The organism is Pseudarthrobacter sp. YAF2 (assembly GCF_052113345.1).
Lineage (GTDB): Bacteria > Actinomycetota > Actinomycetes > Actinomycetales > Micrococcaceae > Arthrobacter.
In genome coordinates, this window is the sequence record NZ_JBFRDA010000008.1 from 87,001 (window position 1) to 104,719 (window position 17,719).

At 64.4% G+C, this 17,719-nt stretch carries 16 protein-coding genes; 10 read left to right on the plus strand and 6 right to left on the minus strand.

What is annotated here, in order from left to right:
- Positions 1 to 156: 156 nt before the first annotated feature.
- The 6 genes from AB4Y79_RS10060 to AB4Y79_RS10085 all read left to right on the plus strand — a co-directional run bounded on the left by AB4Y79_RS10060 (position 157) and on the right by AB4Y79_RS10085 (position 8,298).
- On the plus strand, positions 157 to 1,890 hold the full coding sequence (locus AB4Y79_RS10060; RefSeq protein ID WP_441860955.1) for an ABC transporter ATP-binding protein: 1,734 nt from the start codon (positions 157 to 159) through the stop codon (positions 1,888 to 1,890).
- Positions 1,887 to 3,968 carry an ABC transporter ATP-binding protein gene (locus AB4Y79_RS10065; RefSeq protein WP_441860958.1) on the plus strand — a complete coding sequence of 694 codons (2,082 nt, stop codon included), beginning with the start codon at positions 1,887 to 1,889 and terminating at the stop codon, positions 3,966 to 3,968. The genes AB4Y79_RS10060 and AB4Y79_RS10065 overlap by 4 nt, the downstream gene beginning before the upstream one ends.
- A gap of 38 nt (positions 3,969 to 4,006) precedes the next feature.
- Positions 4,007 to 4,423: an acyl-CoA thioesterase gene (locus tag AB4Y79_RS10070; RefSeq protein ID WP_441860961.1), complete on the plus strand. Its 417-nt coding sequence runs from the start codon at positions 4,007 to 4,009 to the stop codon at positions 4,421 to 4,423.
- Between the two features lie 84 nt (positions 4,424 to 4,507).
- Complete coding sequence (locus AB4Y79_RS10075) at positions 4,508 to 4,765, plus strand: PLD nuclease N-terminal domain-containing protein (protein ID WP_308931955.1); 258 nt, start codon at positions 4,508 to 4,510, stop codon at positions 4,763 to 4,765.
- 70 nt (positions 4,766 to 4,835) lie between these two features.
- On the plus strand, positions 4,836 to 7,067 hold the full coding sequence (locus AB4Y79_RS10080) for an McrB family protein (RefSeq protein WP_441860964.1): 2,232 nt from the start codon (positions 4,836 to 4,838) through the stop codon (positions 7,065 to 7,067).
- Positions 7,054 to 8,298, plus strand: a complete 1,245-nt coding sequence (locus AB4Y79_RS10085; protein WP_441860966.1) for a 5-methylcytosine restriction system specificity protein McrC — start codon at positions 7,054 to 7,056, stop codon at positions 8,296 to 8,298. Before AB4Y79_RS10080 ends, AB4Y79_RS10085 begins: the two co-directional genes overlap by 14 nt.
- Here the strand turns inward: AB4Y79_RS10085 and AB4Y79_RS10090 are convergent.
- Positions 8,276 to 9,931 carry a sensor histidine kinase gene (locus AB4Y79_RS10090; RefSeq protein ID WP_441860969.1) on the minus strand — a complete coding sequence of 552 codons (1,656 nt, stop codon included), beginning with the start codon at positions 9,929 to 9,931 and terminating at the stop codon, positions 8,276 to 8,278. The genes AB4Y79_RS10085 and AB4Y79_RS10090 overlap by 23 nt on opposite strands.
- 94 nt (positions 9,932 to 10,025) lie before the next feature.
- Here AB4Y79_RS10090 and AB4Y79_RS10095 point away from each other — a divergent pair, with 94 nt between their 5' ends.
- Complete coding sequence (locus tag AB4Y79_RS10095) at positions 10,026 to 10,790, plus strand: response regulator transcription factor (RefSeq protein WP_441860971.1); 765 nt, start codon at positions 10,026 to 10,028, stop codon at positions 10,788 to 10,790.
- Here the strand turns inward: AB4Y79_RS10095 and AB4Y79_RS10100 are convergent.
- Entirely contained in the window at positions 10,763 to 11,173 is a 411-nt protein-coding gene (locus AB4Y79_RS10100) for an Hpt domain-containing protein (RefSeq protein ID WP_441860974.1), read from the minus strand. The genes AB4Y79_RS10095 and AB4Y79_RS10100 overlap by 28 nt on opposite strands.
- Before the next feature lie 222 nt (positions 11,174 to 11,395).
- Here AB4Y79_RS10100 and AB4Y79_RS10105 point away from each other — a divergent pair, with 222 nt between their 5' ends.
- A complete protein-coding gene (locus AB4Y79_RS10105) occupies positions 11,396 to 12,619 on the plus strand; it encodes a glycosyl hydrolase (RefSeq protein WP_441860977.1) in 1,224 nt (407 codons plus the stop codon).
- 27 nt (positions 12,620 to 12,646) lie between these two features.
- Here the strand turns inward: AB4Y79_RS10105 and AB4Y79_RS10110 are convergent, their stop codons facing one another.
- Genes AB4Y79_RS10110 through bioB form a run of 4 tightly spaced genes read right to left on the minus strand, consistent with a single transcriptional unit; the run spans position 12,647 to position 14,902 of the window.
- Complete coding sequence (locus AB4Y79_RS10110) at positions 12,647 to 13,105, minus strand: very short patch repair endonuclease (RefSeq protein ID WP_441860980.1); 459 nt, start codon at positions 13,103 to 13,105, stop codon at positions 12,647 to 12,649.
- A 19-nt stretch (positions 13,106 to 13,124) separates the two neighbouring features.
- On the minus strand, positions 13,125 to 13,559 hold the full coding sequence (locus tag AB4Y79_RS10115) for a pyridoxamine 5'-phosphate oxidase family protein (protein ID WP_441860983.1): 435 nt from the start codon (positions 13,557 to 13,559) through the stop codon (positions 13,125 to 13,127).
- A gap of 51 nt (positions 13,560 to 13,610) precedes the next feature.
- Entirely contained in the window at positions 13,611 to 13,886 is a 276-nt protein-coding gene (bsaP, locus tag AB4Y79_RS10120) for a biotin synthase auxiliary protein BsaP (RefSeq protein WP_441860985.1), read from the minus strand.
- Complete coding sequence (gene bioB, locus AB4Y79_RS10125) at positions 13,883 to 14,902, minus strand: biotin synthase BioB (protein WP_441860987.1); 1,020 nt, start codon at positions 14,900 to 14,902, stop codon at positions 13,883 to 13,885. The genes bsaP and bioB overlap by 4 nt, the downstream gene beginning before the upstream one ends.
- Before the next feature lie 213 nt (positions 14,903 to 15,115).
- Between bioB and AB4Y79_RS10130 the strand changes: the two genes are divergently transcribed.
- On the plus strand, positions 15,116 to 16,843 hold the full coding sequence (locus AB4Y79_RS10130; RefSeq protein ID WP_441860990.1) for a purine-cytosine permease family protein: 1,728 nt from the start codon (positions 15,116 to 15,118) through the stop codon (positions 16,841 to 16,843).
- Positions 16,844 to 17,047: 204 nt separating this feature from the next.
- On the plus strand, positions 17,048 to 17,716 hold the full coding sequence (locus tag AB4Y79_RS10135; protein WP_441860993.1) for a DUF6318 family protein: 669 nt from the start codon (positions 17,048 to 17,050) through the stop codon (positions 17,714 to 17,716).
- The last annotated feature ends 3 nt before the right edge of the window (positions 17,717 to 17,719 follow it).

A 17,719-nucleotide genomic window follows, 5' to 3' on the forward strand; every position in this document is an offset into this window, starting at 1 on the left:
CGGCCTCCGCGCCCGCGATCCAACATGCCGCAGCCCGCGCCCGGAAGATTCTCCTGGTGCGGGCTGCGGCATTTCCCCATGCTCCACCGCCACAATTTCGGCAGAAAATGCGCCCCGTCCGGCCTCAATGTCAGTGGGCCTCGCTAGAGTGAAACCATGCTCCTGACCCTTATTCGGCGCTACTCCAAACCGTATTCGCCGTACATCCTGGCTGTCATCGTTTTCCAGCTCGCATCCACCATCGCCGCCCTGTACCTTCCCAGCCTGAATGCGCAGATCATCGATGAAGGGGTGGCGCGCGGAGACACCGATTTCATCTGGCGTACCGGTGCCATGATGCTCCTCGTGGCCTTCGCCCAGGTCGCTGCAGCAATTGCCGGCGTGTATTTCGGCTCCCGCACGGCCATGGCGGTAGGCAGGGACCTGCGGCGCGCTGTGTTCCGGAAGGTCACCAGTTTCTCTGCCAAGGACGTCAACGGCTTCGGAGCTCCAACGTTGATCACCCGCGGCACCAACGATGTCCAGCAGGTGCAGATGCTCCTGCTGATGGGACTGAACTTCATGGTTGCCACCCCCATCATGTGCATCGGCGGCATCATCATGGCACTGCGCGAGGACCTTAACCTGTCCTGGCTGGTCTGGGTGTCTGTCCCGCTGCTGGCGGTGGTGGTGGGCTACCTGGTGGTCCGGCTCATGCCGCTGTTCCGCACCATGCAGCGGAAAATCGACCGGATCAACGCCGTGCTCCGCGAACAGATCATCGGTATCCGGGTGGTCCGGGCCTTCGTGCGTGAACCGTACGAAACGGAACGTTTCGGTGGCGCCAACAAGGAACTTACTGACGTTTCGCTTCGAATCGGGGCACTGTTTGTCCTGATGTTCCCGGCCATCAGCATGATCCTGCACCTGTCCACCGCCGCCGTGCTCTGGTTTGGCGGCCAGCGCGTGGACGCCGGGGCCATGCAGGTGGGATCGCTGACGGCGTTCCTGCAGTACCTGCTCCAGATCCTGATGGCCGTCATGATGGGCACCTTCATGGCCATGATGATCCCGCGCGCCTCCGTCTGCGCTGACCGCATCGGCGAAGTGCTCGGTGTGGAGCCCTCCATCCACGATCCCCAAAGCCCGCAGGCCCCGGCCTCGCTGGCCGGCGTGGTGGAGTACCGCAACGTCACCTTCGCCTACCCGGGAGCCGAGTCCCCGGTGCTCAGTAACATCAGCTTCACGGCCCGGCCCGGACAGACCGTCGCGATCATCGGTTCCACGGGTGCCGGCAAGACCTCGCTGCTGTCCCTCCTCCCTAGGCTGTACGACCCCGTGGACGGCCAAGTGCTGCTGGACGGCGTTCCGGTGGACCGCATGGACCGTGCCGACATCACCAAACGCGTGGCCCTGGTGCCGCAGCGTCCCTACCTCTTCTCAGGCACCATCGAGCACAACCTCCGGTTCGGGAAAACCGAAGCCACGGACCAGGAGCTGTGGGACGCCCTCCGCGTCGCCCAGGGAGAGTCCTTTGTCCGGGAGAAGAAGAACGGGCTGGACTCGCGGATCGCACAGGGGGGAACCAACGTATCGGGCGGCCAGCGCCAGCGTCTCTGCATTGCCCGTGCGCTGGTGACAAAACCGCGGGTCTACCTTTTCGACGACTCCTTCTCGGCCCTGGATGTGGCCACTGACGCCCGGCTCCGGGCCGCCCTCAAGGGCACAACCTCGGACGCCACCGTGATCATCGTGGCCCAGCGCATCTCCACCATTACCGACGCCGACCAGATCCTGGTGCTGGACAATGGCCGGATCGTGGACCGGGGCACCCACGAGGAACTGTTGGAAACCTCGCCCACGTACCAGGAAATCGTCGAATCCCAGCTGAGCGTGGAGGAAGTGGCATGAGCGCCCCGAAGAATGACTCCAGCCCGGTGGAAGAAAGCCCGCTGACCGAGCAGCCCGCGCCCGACGCCGGTCAGGTCCCTGCCGCGCAGCCCGCGGACGACGATTTTGTTGAGGAGGAGTTCACACCCACCGAAGCCGACGGCGGCATGTTCGGTGCAATGCCCGCCAAGAAGGCCGAACACTTCTGGCCCTCTGCCAAACGGCTCATGGGCCTGCTGAAGCCCGAAGCCGGTGGCATCTACGCCGTGGTGGGCCTGGTGGTGGTCTCCGTGGTCCTGAACGTCATCGCCCCCAAGATCCTCGGCCAGGCCATGGACGTGATCTTCGCGGGGGTAGTGGGCAAGCAGCTGCCCGCCGGGGCCAGCAAGGAGCAGTTCGTCGCCGGCCTGCGCCAGCAGGGCCAGGACAACTTGGCGGACATGCTGTCGCGGATGGAGCTGGTACCGGGCACCGGCATCAACTTCGACAAGCTCACCACACTGATCGCCGTCGTCCTGCTCATGTACTTCGTCGCCAACATCTTCATGTGGCTGCAGGGGTACGTGCTGAACCGCATTGTCATGAAGGTCATCCGGCGGCTGCGTGACGATACCGAGAGCAAGCTGAACCGCCTTCCGCTGAACTACTTTGACACCCGGCAGCGCGGCGACGTGCTGTCCCGGGTGACCAACGACGTCGACAACATCCAGCAGGCACTCCAGCAGGCCTTCGCACAGCTGGTCAACTCAGTGCTGACGGTGGTGGGCATTGTGATCATGATGTTCATCGTTTCCTGGCAGCTGGCCCTGATCGCCCTCATTGCCCTCCCGCTGTCCGGTGTGGCCGCCGGCATGATCGGGGTCCGGAGCCAGAAACTCTTCGCGGCGCAGTGGAAGAACACCGGCACCCTGAACGGCCAGATCGAGGAATCCTTCTCCGGACACGACCTCGTCCGCGTGTTTGGCCGCGACGCGGACATGCTGGAGCGGTTCGAGGAACGCAACGAGGCACTCTACAAAGCGAGCTTCGGGGCGCAGTTCGTTTCCGGAATCATCTTCCCCGTCATGCAGTTCGTGTCCTACCTCAGCTACGTGGGCATCGCTGTGGTCGGCGGCCTGCGGGTGGCTTCCGGTGCCATGTCCCTGGGCGATGCGACGGCGTTCATCCAGTACTCCCGCGAGTTCACCCAGCCGCTGGGGCAAATGGCCGGCATGGCCAACATGCTCCAGTCGGGCGTGGCGTCCTCCGAGCGCGTCTTCGAGTTCCTTGACGCCGACGAAGAGGAAGCGGAAACCGCCACAGAGCACCTGCCCGCCAAGACCGACGGGCACGTGGACTTCAAGAACGTCACCTTCAGCTACACCCCCGACAAGCAGCTCATCGAGAACCTGTCCTTCACCGCCGAGCCAGGAAACACCGTCGCGATCGTGGGTCCCACCGGTGCAGGCAAGACCACCCTCGTCAACCTGGTCATGCGCTTCTACGAGCTCAACTCGGGCTCCATCATGCTCGACGGCGTGGACGTGACCCACCTCAGCCGCTCGGAGCTGCGCTCCAAGGTGGGCATGGTTCTCCAGGACGCCTGGCTGTTCGGCGGGTCCATTTATGACAACATCCGGTACGGCAATCTCGACGCCTCCGAGGAACAGGTCATGGCCGCTGCGAAGGCGACCTTCGTGGACCGCTTCGTCCGGGCCCTCCCCGAGGGCTACGACACCGTGATCGACGAAGAGGGCAACAACGTCAGCGCCGGCGAGAAGCAGCTGATCACCATCGCCCGTGCCTTCGTGGCCAACCCTTCGTTGCTGATCCTGGATGAGGCCACCAGTTCCGTGGACACCCGGACCGAACTGCTGGTGCAGAAGGCCATGGCGGCACTGCGCAGCGACCGCACCAGCTTCGTGATCGCGCACAGGCTCTCCACCATCCGTGATGCGGATACCATCCTGGTCATGGAGAACGGACGAATCGTGGAACAGGGCAACCATCAGGTGCTGCTCGCGGCCGGTGGCGCCTACCACCGCCTGTACATGTCCCAGTTTGCCGGTGCGGACGCAGGCGAGATGCCGGTGGATGATTCGACGGCGGTGCACAGCTGAGCGCGCACGGCGGCGGCCGGATCGAGGTCCTGGTGCCCATGCGGTGGGGTGACATGGACGCCTATGGCCACATCAACAACGTCCAGATCGTGCGAATGCTGGAGGAGGCGAGGATCGCGGCCTTCGGACCGCCCCGGGGCGCAGGCCTGCCCGGCATCGAACCGCACGTGTCCCTCTTCAACGACGTGCCGGCCGGCACCCTGGCCCTGGTGGTGGACCACAAGATCCGCTACGTCAGGACCCTGGAGTACCGCAACGTCCCGGCTGTGGTGCAGGTATGGATCGGCGCCGTCAAGGGTGCCAGCTTTGACATCCACTACCTGCTCCAGGACCCTGTCAGCAGGGAGGATTGCGTGAAAGCCAGCAGCCACCTGGCGTTCGTGGACGAAGCCACCGGCCGGGTGCTGAGACTCACCCAGGAGCAAAAGGACCGGATGGCCCCCTACAGGCACTAAGCCCCTGTACAAGGCCGGCCGGACCTACTGGACTGGACCTACGAGTTGGACTGGACCTACGAGAAACAGCGAAAGGAAGCCCCGATGGCCACGAACAAGAACCGCGCCGCGCGGAAGAAGAAGACATGGAAGGAGATGTCCCCTTCCGGCAAGGCGGGCACTATCCTGACGGCGATCGTGCAGGTGTCCCTGCTCATTGCCGCCCAGCGGGATATCTCCCGCAGGCCCGCTGAGCTCATCAACGGGCCGAAGGCTGCATGGCGGGCGGCATCCTTCGTCAATTTCATCGGACCCGTGGGGTACTTCGTCTTTGGCCGGAAGCGGTCTGCCACCGGCGCATAACCCCGCGAGCAGGGACAGCGGCCAAGCGGCGTGCAGCGGCCGCCCAGCTTGACCCTGTAAATTTGAGGGCATGACCCCCACCGCCACTGTTGCCATGACCCGCGCCCTCGGCATCTCCAAGGAGATCGAGGACGCAGCGTGGTTCGTACTGGGCCCGGGCCTGCAAGGGAAGGCGTCGCCGCTGGATGGGCGCACCCGGACGTGGTCGGTTGCGGCGGCCTCGGAACTGCTGGACCGCCTGGATCGGGGCATTCCGGATCCCAAGGCCCCGATGATGACCAACCTCCGCGAGAACCTTGACGGCGCCACCCGCGGCGCCAAGCAGCTGGCAGTGGAACTGCTCTTCCTGCAGTCCCTTCCGCTGGCCCACGAAGTGAAGTCCCTCAAGGTCAAGCGCGCCCGGGTGGCCGAGGCCGCCGGCTGGCTGGAGCCGCCGCTGGAGCTTCCCGAAGAGCTGTACGCGGGCATGACGGACCACGGAGTGATCCGCGACCGGACGGCCGAATTCAACTGGACCATCTGGGACCACCTCAAGTGGCTTTGCAGGTTCGTCCGGAATGTCGCGCAGCGGCCGGCCGCCGTGGTGCAGGCCGCCATCAAGGATCCGCTGCAGTTCCACCGCCTGGCAGCATCCACACCGGATGACCAGCCCGCCATCCGCCGCAGCATCGAATTCCTGGCGTGGCCCAGCTACTTCGAACCGGTAGTCGCGGACGTGGAACGGCAGGAAATCCGGGACGCTTTCGCCTCGCTCGTGGGCGGGGCCAAGGGCGACAGCGAAGAGGACATCACCGCGGACATCCACCGCATCCGCCTGCACCTCGACGAGCAGGCGGGCCAGCGCATCGACTGGTACTCCCGGCAACTGGTCAGCCAGTGGCGCAAAGTGGGCGACCCCGGACGTCGGGCCTGGCTGCTCCGGACCCACGGTGACCACACCGAGCTGCTCGCGGCCTGGCACGCCGAGGAGAAGGTGACCCTCGACGTCGAACATCTCCGGCCCCTGGAGCCCGGGGTCGCCGCCGGGGTGGTCCAACACGCCGTGGACGAGGATTACAAGCACCTGGGCTACGTGGAGCGCGAGGACACCAAGACCGCCGTCCTGGCCTTCCTCACCGTCATGAAGCCCGGCGACCTGGTGCTCTACCAGCACGCCGGCACGGTGCGGCTGGGCGGCGTGCTGGGCGAGCCGGAGTACAACGACGACAACCGCCGGCTGCGGCGCAAGGTGCGCTGGTTCGACGACGGCCACACCACCACCAGCCTTCCCCGCCACGTCCAGCGCCAGCTCAGCACCCCCGGCATCGTGGTGGACGCCACCAAGGTGGTGCAGGAACTGCAGGCGCTGCTGCCCGCCGAGGCGGAAACCGAGCCCGACGCCGACACGGACGGCGCCGCCGTCGTCCCTCCTGTCCAGGAAGGCTTCCGCCCGCTGACGCCCGAATTCGCGGCGTCCCTGCACATGGAGCTGGAACCGCTCCAGGAGATTGCCGAGCTGCTCGAGGAAAACCGCCAGCTGGTCCTCTACGGTCCGCCCGGCACCGGCAAGACCTACCTGGCCAAGCATCTCGCCGCGGAGCTTGCGGATGACACCACGGACGAACGCGTCAAACTGGTGCAGTTCCACCCGTCCTACGCCTACGAGGATTTCTTCGAGGGCTACCGGCCGGACAAGACGGACGAAGGCCAGGTGTCCTTCAAACTGGTGGCCGGCCCCCTGCGGCGGCTGGCGGAAGAAGCTGCGAAGCCCGGCAACGAGAGGAAGCCGTACTTCCTGATCATCGATGAGATGAACCGCGCCAACCTGGCCAAGGTCTTCGGCGAGCTGTACTTCCTGCTGGAGTACCGCGATGACCGGATCTACCTCCAGTACAGCCCCAACGAGCCCTTCACGCTGCCGGACAACCTGTACATCATCGGCACCATGAACACCGCGGACCGGTCCATTGCGATGATGGATGCCGCCATCCGCCGCCGTTTCTCCTTCATTGAGCTGCACCCGCAGACCGAGCCGGTGAAGGGCTCCCTGCTCCGGTTCCTGGAGGCCCGGCAGCTGGACACCACTCCTGCTCTGTTGCTGGACGCGCTGAACGGGGCCATTGACGAGTGGGACCGGGACCTGATGATCGGGCCGTCCTACTTCATGAAGCCGGCGGCCCAGAACCCGGCCGGGCTGCGCCGGATCTGGAAATACGAGCTGATGCCGCTGCTGGAGGAGCACTACCACGGCCAGCTGACCAGGGCCCAGTTGGAGGAACGCTTCGGACTGGACCAGTTGCTGGGACGCATTGCAGCGCGCTGACCCCCGGGTGTCCGTGCGGCACCTGGTCCTGGACGAGCTCTCCGGCGGCATGGTGGAACGGCTGGACGCGCCAAGCGCTTCCTTCCTGAACTCCAGTGGGCTGGCCAAGGCTTCCCCCATGGGCCTGGGGTTGTACCGGATCGAGCCGGTGGGCAAGGTGGGCTCCGTGCGGACCTCTACCGTCCAGCTCGACGTCCGGCCCAAGGACCGGCTGGGGCTGGGCAGGCTCCTGTTCCTGCTCAGCTACGCGGGGGAGCAGGGCTTCCGGCCGGACGCGGTGGCCGCTGATGAGGAACGGGAACTCTGGAGCGCGCTGGCGGAGTCCTTGGCGCAATTGGCCGAACGCGCTCTGGGCCGCGGCGTCCTGCAAGGCTATCTCACCGTGGACGAGTCCTTGCGGACCGTGAAGGGGCGGATCCGGATTTCGGACCAGATTTCCCGCCGCCCCGGAATGCTGGTCCCGTTGGAGGTCTCCTACGACGAGTTCACCGAAGACATCGCCGAAAACAGGATCCTGCGTGCGGCCTTGGAACGGATGGGGAAGGTACCCGGCGTGCGGCCGGAGGTGCTTGGCAGGCTGCGCCAGCTGAAGGGAAAGCTCGACGCCGTCACCCGCCTTCCAGCCGGCAGCCCGGGGCCGCCGTGGAAACCCACCCGGATGAACCTGCGCTACCACGCCGTGCTGCGCCTGGCTGAGCTGATCCTCCGGAACGCATCCGCGGAAGCCGGCGAGGGCAAGCAGCAGACCGCGTCGTTCGTGGTGGACATGGCCCAGGTGTTCGAAGACTTTGTGGGAACCGCGCTGCGCTCGGCGATGGCGGCGTACCCGGGGGAGTTGCGGCTGCGCTACAACGCCCTCCTCAGCGAGGCGGTACGCGATTCGGACCGGCTGTCCGTCCGCCCGGACGCTGTCCATATGCTGGGTGGACGCCCGGTGGTGGCCTATAACGCGAAATACCGGGCAGCTTCCGACGCCGGTGCTTCCCTGACCGCCGACCATTACCAAATGCTGGCCCACTGCACCGCGCTTGCGGTCCCCACCGCCTGGCTCGTCTACGCCGGAAAGGGCGAGGTCAAACTCCGCCGGATCCTGAACACGGACATCGATATTGTGGAGTTCCCGCTGGACCTCAGCCAGCCGCCGTCTGACATCCTGGGCTCCATCCGGGAACTCGCCCGGCAGTCTTGGGGCGAAGTAGTCCGCACCGCTAGACGGGCACCCGGAACGTAAACGTCGTCCCCTTGCCAAGCGTGCTGTCGACGTCGATGGTCCCGCCGTGGGCCTCGACGATCGCCTTGCTGATGGGCAGGCCCAGCCCCACCCCGGGAATGGCCGTGCGCCGGACGTTGCTGGTGCGGAAGAACTTGGCGAAGACCTCGGAGACGTCCTCCGGGCTCATGCCCATGCCCGTGTCGGCCACGCGGCAGGCCAGGTGTCCGTCCTCCTGTGCCAGCGTCACCACCACCTCGCCGCCGTCGGGGGAGTACTTGATGGCGTTGGACACCAGGTTGTCCAGCACCTGGGAGATCCGGGCGCTATCCACGTGCGCCTCGAGCTGCGGCGGCGTTTCGGCACGCAATTCCACACCGGCGGCGGCAGCCCGCGGCATCGCCGAGGACACACTGCTTTGCACCAGCTCGGCCACGTCCACAGTGTGGGGCGTGACGATCAGCTGGCCGTTCCGGCTGGCCAGCAGGTCCGAGACCAGGGTCAGCAGCCGCTCGGAATTGCGGTGGATGATCTCCAGCATTTCGCGCTGTGACTGGTCCGGTTCGTCGGCGAGGAGGATTTCCACGTACCCCAGGATGGACGTCAGCGGGGTGCGGAACTCGTGGGAGACACTGGAGACGAAGTCGTCCTTGGCGGCGAGGGCGTTTACCAGGTCCGTTACGTCGCTGAAGACGATCACGGAGCCGGCAAAGCGGCCGTCGGAATCCTTCATGGCGCGCGCTGTGGTCACCAGGGCCCGTTGCCGGCTTCCCTCACCCAGCCACACCAGGTAGTCCGTGAACGTTTCCCCCAGGACGGCGCGGCGGACCGGACGCTCCTCCACGGGGACCAGGGTCTTCCGGTCCGGGCCGAAGACCAGGAGCTGCGACTCGTTGGGGTCCGCAATGTCCTTTGGCCGGGCGAGCTCATGGTTGGCCCGCTGCTTCCGGTTCATCAGCACGTCATGGCCGTCGGCGTCCACCGCCAGCACACCCAGGTGGACGGTATCCAGGATGGTGTTCAGCAGCGCCTCCTGCCGCTTGCTGGTATGGAGGCTGGCCCGCAGTTGTTCGTCCTTTTCCTCCAATTGGTTTTGCTGGCGCATCATGCTCAGGGTCAGGACGCTCACGGAAACGCCGATGCCCAGCATCATGACGGGCAGCAGGAGGGACCGGGCGTAGTCCTGCGGGGTGTCGTTGCCTTCCAGGAACAGGGGCACCCAGATGATGGCCAGCGGACCCAGGAAGGAGAACCACAGGGCCGCCTTGGGGTAATACCCCGAAGCGCAGAGCCAGATGACCGGAAATACGGCCAGCAGGCTGATGCCGGTGAGGCTTTCCTGGCCACCTTCGCGGCCTGCGCCGATGGAGATGAAGTCCAGCACGGGAATGGCCAGGAAGCTGGTGTAGGGCAGCCGGTCCCATGGAACGGCGTAGCAAAGCCCCATCAGGACCAGCTGGGAAATGAGGAACGTGACAAACAGGGGGTCGTCCATCGTGTCCGGGAAAAACGCCCACACCAGGAACGCCGTAAGGATGGTGGTCACGAACAGTGGCATCTGGCTCAGGGCCACCCGGTCCGTCAGCCGGTATTCATGGAAGGGCCGCTTGAAAAACCGCAGCCGACCCGAGGACCAGGCCGTGGGGTTGCTCATCGTTCGGTAGACGCAGAAGTCGGGGTGTTCGAGACCATACCAGCAGGATATCCGCAGCCAGCTATACTTCTGACGTTGGCACTGAGGGGGCTCTATGAGTGAGGCACGTGTGGGTCTGGTCATCGAAGATGACCACGACATTCGGGAACTGGTTCGCACTGTGCTGACCCAGGCTGGATTTGACGTTACCGTCGCCAGCGGCGGCGCTGAAGGCGTGCTGATGGCCAAGAGCCTGAATCCTGACGTTATTACGCTGGATTTGGGACTGCCGGACATTGACGGCTTTGAAGTTTCCCGGCAGATCCGGGAGTTTTCGGACGCGTACATCGTGATGCTGACGGCGCGTACCGAGGAACTGGACACGTTGATCGGGCTCGAATCGGGGGCGGACGACTACCTCACCAAACCCTTCCGCCCACGGGAGCTCCGTGCCCGGGTCGCGGCCATGATGCGACGCCCACGGTCCGTCCCGGACCCCGGCGAGGTCGCGGTGGATCCGTCGGCCGACGGCGCTGCCCACCCCGAGCGTGGAAACTTCAGCCACAACGGCCTTGAGTTGAGCTACGCGTCCCGCACCGTGACCGTCGACGGCAAGGAAATGAACCTGACCCGCACCGAATTCGAGCTCCTGTATGCGCTCCTTGAGGCGGGCCGCACGGTCCGGACCAAGTCGGACCTGGTGCGCAGGCTCCGGGACGAGGATTACGACGTCGGCAGTTACATCAGCGAGGCTGACGAACGTTCCGTCGAAGTCCACATGGGAAACCTGCGCAAGAAGCTGGGTGACTCGCCACAGCAGCCGCGGTGGCTGCAGACGGTCCGCGGCGTTGGTTACCGTTTGGCGCCGGGACAGCACTGAGCCTGCAGCCGGTGGATGGTCTGCCTGCTGCACTGGGTGATGGGCCGCAGGAACGTAGCCGCCAGCCGCGGCAATGCCACCGACATGTCGGCGTGGCGCGCTTCTGCCCTGATCTCGGCTTCCAGGTCCTGGGCCATGCCCGCCAGGCGTTCAGCGCCAACCATTTGGCTTGCCGTCTTCAGGCTTAAGACCGCGTCCATGGAACCCTCCAGGTCACCGGTGGTGAGGGCGAGCCGCAGCTTGTCCAGCCGCTCCGGCAGGTAGTCGATGAAGTTCGCCACGAAGACCCGGCTGTAGCCCTCTTCTTCCTCAAGTTCCTCCCGCAGCCGGTCCAGGACCGAGGGGTCCACCAGCGGTCTGGGTGCATCATCTGGTGTGCTCATGACACTCCTTTCGGCTGAACGTGCGGACCATGGAACCAGCCGGATACGCGAGGGAACCGGTATTTGTTCAGGTTAGGTCTGTTCCCGTACGGCTTCCGTGGTTGGGAATTTAATTGCGGGTTTCTTGATGAGATTGCGGTTTTTGGCCCTATCATCAAGCCAGTGCTTTTTGCGCTACCACACCAGCGGCCTGGCCGCCTTCAAATCTGGGGATAGATTGCCGTGTTTCGTTCGCTGAAGACCCTTGTCCTTGCTTTGTTGGTGGCTTCCGGATTGGTCTTTTCCGTTGTCCAACCAGCCAGCGCGGCCACATCGCCGCAAATCACGCTCAACCCTGCGTCCGGTCCGGCCGGTTCCGCAGTGACGGTCGCCGGAACCGGGTTCAAAGCGTCCACCACCGGGACAGTAATTGTGGGTTCGGCAACGTTCCCGTTCCAGACCACATCAACCGGGGCGTTCAGCACCGGCATCACCATTCCGGCCGCGTCCACCGGAAGCATCGGCATTACCACCAAGACCTCATCCATCAAGGCATCAGCCACTTTCGTGGTGGAGGCGGCCCCGGCTCCGGCTCCTCCCGCCGTCAGTACCGCGGCCTTGCGCTTTGGCGTTGCCAACCCCGGGGGCCCCTTGGCCAGCACCGAGTTGGACGAGGTGGCCACCCTTGCCGGTGAAAGTCCGTCCATCCTGATGATCTACAAGGACTTCCTGCAAGCGCCGCCGGTGGCTGAGATGGACGCCGCCCGCTCGCGGGGCGCCACCCCCTTGGTCACGTGGGAGCCGTGGGCGTGGGGCGGTGGCGTGGATCAGCCTGCTTACGCCCTGGACCGGGTGGCCGCCGGCGATTTCGACGGGACCATCACCCAGTGGGGGCAGTCAATCGCTGCGTGGGGCAAACCGGTCATGTTGCGTTTCGCCCATGAAATGAACGGCAACTGGTACCCGTGGGCGGAGGGCGTCAACGGAAACCAGTCCGGCGACTACGTCGCCGCCTGGCGGCATGTGCACGACGTCGTTGCCGCCACAGGTGCCGTCAACGTCCAATGGGTGTGGTCGCCAAACGTGCCCTACTGGGGGTCGACCGACCTGGCAGGCTTGTTCCCCGGCGCAGGGTACGTCGACGTTGTGGCACTGGACGGCTACAACTGGGGCACGTCGCAAACCTGGAGCAGCTGGATTTCCCCGGTTGACCTTTTTGCCCCTGGAATCTCCCAGCTCCGCACCCTGGCCCCGGGAAAACCGGTCCTGATCGCCGAGACCGCGTCCAGCGAGCTGGGCGGTTCCAAAGCGACATGGAACACGGACCTCGTGTCCTACCTGGCCGCCCAACCTGACGTCATGGGCTTCGTCTGGTTCCATATGCAGAAGGAAACCGACTGGCGCATCAACAGCAGTGCGTCGTCGGCCGCCGCCTTCAAGTCAGCCCTGTTGGCCCGGAGGAGCTAGGGGATAGGGGTTGCTGCTCCAATACCGTCAGGGGCGTGCCTCCAGGAAGTGGAGGAGGTGGGCTTCGAGGGCTGAGGGGTCCTTCATTTCGCACTCCCAGACGGTCAGGACCTTCCAGCCGGCGTCTTCCAACCGGCGGAGTTGTTCGGCGTCGCGTTCCCGGGTGCGGGTGCGTTTTGCCTCCCAAAAGTCAGCATTGGCCTTGGGCGCATGCTGACCCACCCGGCAGTCATGGAAATGCCAGAAGCAGCCATGCACGAAGATCACCTTGTGGCGGCCGGCGAAAACGAGGTCCGGATTGCCGGGGAGCCTGGAGCCGCCCGACGTGCCGTGGAGGCGGTACCTGTAGCCCTTGGCATGCAGGAGCCGCCGCACCAGCAACTCCGGTTTGGTGTCCTTGCCGCGGATCCGGGACATGTTCCAGCTGCGCCGCTCGGGGGTGAGTTTGTCCGCAGTGGGTTTGGCTTCGCTGGAAGTGTCCGGCATCTTTCCAGTCTAGGAGTGCCTAGATCTCCCGTTCCGGCTGTTCGCCGAATACGAAGTGCCGGCCGCTGACGGAGGTGGGGTCGATTTCCACGTAGAAGTCCTTGAGCGTGGGAACCCAGGTCTTCAGGCCGAGCTCTTCAATGGCGGCGAGCTCGTCCGAGTTGCTCAGCACCCGCGCTGTTCCCCGCAGCACAACGGACCACGCTTCCGTGGAAAGGATGCCATCGGTCTCAAAAAGGACCCGGGCATTGATGGTCAGCTGCGCGAGTTTGTTCCCCGGCGCCGTGCGGAGGTAAATCTTCCGGTTCGACGTCACGTAATTCACCGGGAAAATGTCGGGTTCGCCCGCAACGGAAACCACCAGCCGGCCGTGTTGCGTTGCCGCCAGAAGCCGCCAGGACTGCTCACCGTCGAGTTCCAGGACGGGATTGCCGTCCGCATGTTCAAACATCATGCCGCCATTGTTCTCGTCCGGGTAGGAACGCGCCAGGGTCCGGAGTCCCCTTTACGAAGCGTGCAATCCGTGCCGGGAGCACGTGGCCCACCAGCCCTGCGGGGAAACCTGGACCTTGAGCCTGCGGCCGCAGGACGCGCAGAAGCGCGGCGGTTCCAGCTGGAGAAGGACCGCGCACCTGGCGTGGTGGTACGACGGCGGTGCGTCGCCGCCGTCGTACTCCTCCTCGGTGGGCGCGACCCCTTGCAGGGAATGAGCCTGCAGCGGAAGTCCGCAGAGTTCGCAGTAGGGCGTTTCAGCCGGCGGGAGCAGGTCCGGGCTGCTCATAGGGTTTTCTGCAATTCCTTGATGGGCATATTCAGCTCCACCAGGAGGTTGAGGTCGGCGGTGGCCGGGCGCCCCAGGGTTGTGAGGTAGTTGCCGAGGATGACGGCGTTGATGCCGCCCAGGAGACCGTCACGGGTGCCGAGGTCGCCGAGTGTGAGTTCGCGGCCGCCGGCGTAGCGCAGCACGGTGCCGGGCATGGCCAACCGGAAGGCCGCAATTGCGCGCAGGGCGTCTTTTCCGTCCATGAGCGGCTGGTCCTGGAGGGGTGTGCCCGGCCTGGGGTTGAGGAAGTTGAGCGGAACCTCGTGTGGTTGAAGGGCCGCCAGTTGCGCGGCAAGTTCGGCGCGCTGCTCAAGGGTTTCGCCCATCCCGATCAACGCCCCGCAGCACAGTTCCATGCCGGCATCCTTGACCATGGCGCAGGTTTCCAGTCGCTCCTCGTAGGTGTGGGTGGTGACCACTTGCGGGAAGTAGCTGCGGGCGGTTTCCAGGTTGTGGTTGTAGCGGTGGACACCCCAGCCGGCCAGTTGGTCCACCTGCCGCCGGGTCAGCATGCCCAGGGAGCAGGCGATATTGATGTCCACTTCCTGCTTGATGCGGTCGATGGCGAACTTGACCTGGTTCATGAGCTTGATGTCGGGGCCGCGGACGGCAGCCACGATGCAGAATTCCGTAGCGCCGGTGGCGGCGGTTTCCTTCGCGGCCTTGACCAGTTCCGGAATGTCCAGCCACACGCCGCGGACCGGGGAATCGAACAGCCCGGACTGGCTGCAGAAATGGCAGTCCTCGGGGCAGCCGCCGGTCTTGATGGAGATGATGCCCTCCACTTCCACCTCCTCACCGCAATGCCGCAGCCGGACTTGGTGGGCCAGGTCCAGGAGTGCCGGGAGTGCGTCGTCAGGGAGGCGGAGGACGTCCAGCAGTTGTGCCTGGTCGAGGCCGATGCCCTGCTCCAGGACCTGCCTCCTGGCTGTTTCCAGAATGGAGTGGTCCTGCAGTGGAGGGGAATTCGTCATCGCTGTCCTTTGGCTCGCCGGTATGTCCCTTCGACGCTAGTTCCGTGCGCGGTTGCCATTTTTGTGGACTGCCCACAAGGCCGGAACACGGACTTTGTTGACACCTTCAGTCAATACTTAACGCCGCCGAAACAGTTCCGTGACCGCCCTGTCGTTTCGGCTGGATAGCGTCGCTTCGAGACATGACCCTCCCATCGGAAGAGACAGGCATACATGAGCCAGGACCTGGATACCCAGCAGTTGCTGGAACCCGCGGCACCCGCGGGGGCCGCCGTCGTCGGACATCCTCCGGCAACCCCGACGGCGGGCAACACCGCCGCCCTCAATGCCACCAAGGAAAGCCTGGAAGACTACACGCTCCGGTTCGCACCGCGCTCATACCGCAAGTGGAGCGCCGGGGTGGTGGCAACCAGCGCGCTGGGCGGCATCGCGTACCTGGCGGACTTCTCGATCGGTGCCAACATCGGCATTTCGTACGGCACCGTCAACGCGATCCTGGGAATCGTGGTGGCGGCAGTGATCATCTTCGCCACCGGATTCCCGCTGGCGTACTACGCTGCCCGCTACAACATCGACCTGGACCTGATCACCCGCGGCTCCGGCTTCGGGTACTACGGGTCCGTGGTCACCAACGTCATCTTTGCCACGTTCACTTTCATTTTCTTTGCCCTGGAAGGCTCCATCATGGCCCAGGGCCTGGAGCTGGGGCTCGGTATTCCGCAGTGGATGGGCTACGCCGCGTCCACAATCATCATCATTCCGCTGGTGATTTACGGCATGAACACCCTTGCCAAGCTGCAGGTGTGGACCACCCCGCTCTGGCTGCTCCTGATGGTGGTCCCGGTGGGGTATCTGCTGATCTCCCACCCCGAGAGCATTGACAGCTTCTTTACGTACACGGGGGCGACCGGTGACGGCGGGCCGAACCTCGCGTCAGTCATGCTTGCCGCCGGGGTGTGCCTGTCGTTGATGGCGCAGATCGCCGAGCAGATCGACTACCTCCGGTTCATGCCGCCGCGTACGGACGCCAACAGGGGAGCCTGGTGGCGGGCTGTAATCCTGGCTGGGCCGGGCTGGGTGATCTTCGGTGCCATCAAGCAGACCGTGGGGCTATTCATCGCCATCTACCTGATCGCCACGCTTGACCCGGCCGCTTCAGCCACCGCCAACGAGCCGGTGCACCAGTTCCTGGGCGTCTACCAGGAGATGATGCCGGCTTGGCTGGCCATGACCCTGGCGGTGGTGCTGGTGGTCATCTCACAGATCAAGATCAACGTAACGAACGCGTACTCCGGCTCGCTGGCGTGGACCAACTCCTTCACCCGGATCACCAAGACCTACCCGGGCCGGATGGTGTTCGTGGTGGTGAACCTGCTGATCGCCCTGGTGCTGATGGAAGCGAACATGTTCGATTTCCTGAACACCATCCTTGGGTTCTACGCCAACTGCGCCATGGCCTGGGTGGTTACGGTGGCGTCGGACATCGCCATCAACAAGTACCTGCTCAAGATCTCGCCCAAGGTGCCGGAGTTTCGGCGCGGCATGCTGTACGCCGTGAACCCGGTTGGATTCGTGTCCATGCTGGTGTCCGCGGGTGTTTCCATTGCGGTATTTTTTGGCGCGTTTGGTTCGGCGATCCAGCCGTACTCGCCGATCTTCGCGGTGGGCCTGGCGCTGATCCTTCCTCCCGTCCTGGCGCTGCTGACCCGCGGGCGGTACTACCTGCGGCGCACGGGCGACGGGATTGACCTGCCCATGTTCGACGCCGACGGCAACCCCAGCGATGCCAAGCTTCTTTGCCACGTGACCGGGATGGAATTCGAACGGCCGGACATGGTGCGCTCAGCACAGGACGCGCCCGACGGCGGCCCGCAGTATGTTTCGTCGCTCGCCTTGTCCACCGACAAGACAGGGGAATTGGTACTTCCGGCCGGGAAATAGCGAGGTTTCTTTATTTGGGTCTTTTCTAAAGGAAGCCGGTGCCAGCGGGCACCGGCTTCCTTTATGACTTTTTTGCCGTGCGCGGCGGTGGTAAAACCGTTGGCGAGCCTGTGGATAAGTCTTAGCGCCACATTGTGACCTGAGCTACCCTTAAGTCACTGTTCGGAGCAAGCCGTCTTGAAACTATTGGGGGAATAGCGGCCCATGACATTACAGAACCTCTTTACGCGGCGCGCTTTTTGGTCCCGTCCGCAGCGGCTCAGCGCGGGAGCCGTTGTGGTCGCGGGCTCGCTCCTGCTGGCCGGCTGCGCGGGCTCGTCACCTGCAGATCCAGGCACAACCTCCCCGGCGGCATCAGAGAGCGGCACATCGAGCGCCTCGGCCAATCCAACGCCCACGCCCAGCGCCGTCTACAAGCCGGCCGACGCATCCGGCCCCGCCCAGAACGTCCCCGTCCCCGTGCTTCCGGAGGTGGCGAAGACTGAGACGAAGGAAGGCGCGGAAGCCTTTACCAAATATTGGTTCTCGGTTCTTAGCTATGCGTACGAGACCGGTGACACTGCTTCGCTATCGAAGTTTTCGAAAGCCGAGTGCTCATTTTGTCAAGGACTTGTCAACGACATCGGAGCTGCTTGGGCTGAAGGCAAGTGGATCTCTGGCGGGCAAATCGAAATTCCGGCCGCAACCGCCAAACCTGCCACCGACGGTTCTATGCAAGTGATTCTGCAGGTACTGCAAAAAGAATTGGTCATCCGTAACCAAGACGGAAGCCCGTATCAAGAGAAGACAGCGGCAACGAATACGGGAAGCGTCGCGATGGTGAGGTTTGGCGATGCGGGGTGGGTAGTCGACGACCTAGGGTTGATCCGGTAGCCA